We start from the raw sequence: 1930 nt of genomic DNA, 5'->3' as shown, positions 1-1930 counted from the left end.
GAGCGGCTCTTGCCGTCCCCCGACCAGCCCCACCGCCCGGCCCCAGCCCCAGCTGCAGCTAAAGAGCCCGGCGCGAGGGGGTCCCACCCGTTCGCCGACATCCGTAGGCAAAAAAAAACGCCAGGACAAGCCCGGCGTTTCTTCGCAACAATCAAACGGGTGGATCAGCCCAGCAGGTGCGCTACGGCAGCACGCTCGTCTTCCAGCTCCGCCAGGGTCTTGTCGATGTACTTCTGGCTGAACTCGTCGATCGGCAGGTCCTTGACCAGGGTGTACTCGCCATTTTCGGTGGTGACCGGGAAGCCGAAGATCACGCCTTCCGGAATGCCGTAGGAACCGTCGGACGGCACGCCCATGGTCAGCCACTTGCCGTTGCTGCCCAGCACCCAGTCACGGACGTGGTCGATGGCGGCGTTGGCAGCGGACGCGGCCGAGGACGAACCGCGGGCTTCGATGATCGCCGCCCCGCGCTTGCCCACGGTCGGGATGAAGGTGCCGGCGTTCCAGTCCTGGTCGTTGATGGCCTCGGCGATGGACGCGCCATCAGCGGTGGCGAAGCGGTAATCCGGGTACATGGTCGGGCTGTGGTTGCCCCATACGACCAGCTTTTCCATGCCGGCGACCGGCTTGCCCAGCTTGGTCGACAGCTGGCTCAGCGCGCGGTTGTGGTCCAGGCGCAGCATGGCGGTGAAGTTGCGCGGGTTCAGGTCCGGCGCCGACTTCATCGCGATGTAGGCATTGGTGTTTGCCGGATTGCCGACCACCAGCACCTTGACGTCACGCTTGGCGACCTTGTTCAGCGCGGCGCCCTGAGCGGTGAAGATCTCTGCGTTGGCCTGCAGCAGATCGGCGCGCTCCATGCCCGGGCCGCGCGGACGGGCGCCGACCAGCAGGGCCACGTCGACGTCCTTGAAGGCCACTTCGGCGTTGTCGGTACCGACGATGCCGGCCAGCAGCGGGAAGGCGCAGTCCTCCAGTTCCATGATCACGCCCTTCAGCGCGGCCTGGGCCTTTTCCATCGGCAGCTCAAGCAGCTGCAGGATGACCGGCTGGTCCTTGCCGAGCATTTCGCCGGAGGCGATGCGGAACAGCAGGGCATAGCCGATCTGGCCGGCAGCGCCGGTCACGGCAACACGAACGGGTGCTTTCATGGGGATTTCCTCTGCTAAGAAGCTAAGTAGCGATGTGGGAGACGGCCGCGCGGGCGGAGACAGGCCTGGCGGGGCGGCCGGAACATGAAAACGGCCCCCTTCACAGGGGGCCGTCGGGAAGGAATCAGGCGTTGGGAATGAGCTTGTTCCATTCCGCCACGCGCTCGGCCTGGGCGGCCAGCACGGCGTCGGTGTCGCCTTCCAGGGTGATCGAATGGATCACGTCGCCCTGCTTGACCGAATCCACGATGGCCTGGCCTTCCAGGACCTGGCCGAACACGGTGTGCTTGCCGTCCAGCCAGTCGGTCTTGATGTGGGTGATGAAGAACTGGCTGCCATTGGTGTTCGGGCCAGCGTTGGCCATCGACAGCGAACCCACCTGGTGCTTCACACCATTCTTTTCATCTTCGAACTTGTAGCCCGGGCCGCCGGTGCCCTGGCCCTTGGGGCAGCCGCCCTGGATCATGAAGTCCGGGATCACGCGGTGGAACACCAGGCCGTCGTAGAACTTGTGCTGGACGAGGTTCACGAAGTTGGCCACGGTCAGCGGTGCCTTGTCGGCGAACAGCTCGACCTTGATCGGGCCCTGGGTGGTGTCGAAAGTGGCGATCAGGGACATGCGGATCCTCAGGAATTCGGGTTGGAAAGGTCTAGCTGCCTAGTTTACACCGGTGATGTTCAGGGCGCGGGTACGACGATCGTTGAAGGTTCTGCAGCGGTTCTGCCTCGTGTGGTGGCGCGGGGGGGGGGGGGGGGGGGGGGGGGGGGGGGGGGGGCGG

Annotated in this window: 2 protein-coding genes; both read right to left on the bottom strand. The window is 65.3% G+C overall.

Features of this window, described 5'->3' with window-relative positions; all coding sequences use genetic code 11:
- Positions 1-164 precede the first annotated feature (164 nt).
- The gene (locus H9654_RS15125; RefSeq protein WP_182657600.1) at positions 165-1151 is read right to left on the bottom strand and encodes a malate dehydrogenase; all 987 of its coding nucleotides are present in this window, start codon (positions 1149-1151) and stop codon (positions 165-167) included.
- Positions 1152-1275: 124 nt separating this feature from the next.
- Positions 1276-1770: a peptidylprolyl isomerase gene (locus H9654_RS15120; protein ID WP_191771607.1), complete on the bottom strand. Its 495-nt coding sequence runs from the start codon at positions 1768-1770 to the stop codon at positions 1276-1278.
- Positions 1771-1930: the final 160 nt, after the last annotated feature.

This window comes from Stenotrophomonas lacuserhaii, from assembly GCF_014836545.1.
Lineage (GTDB): Bacteria > Pseudomonadota > Gammaproteobacteria > Xanthomonadales > Xanthomonadaceae > Stenotrophomonas > Stenotrophomonas lacuserhaii.
The sequence above is the reverse complement of the archived record's forward strand: the minus strand, read 5'-3'. Positions and strand labels throughout refer to the sequence as shown.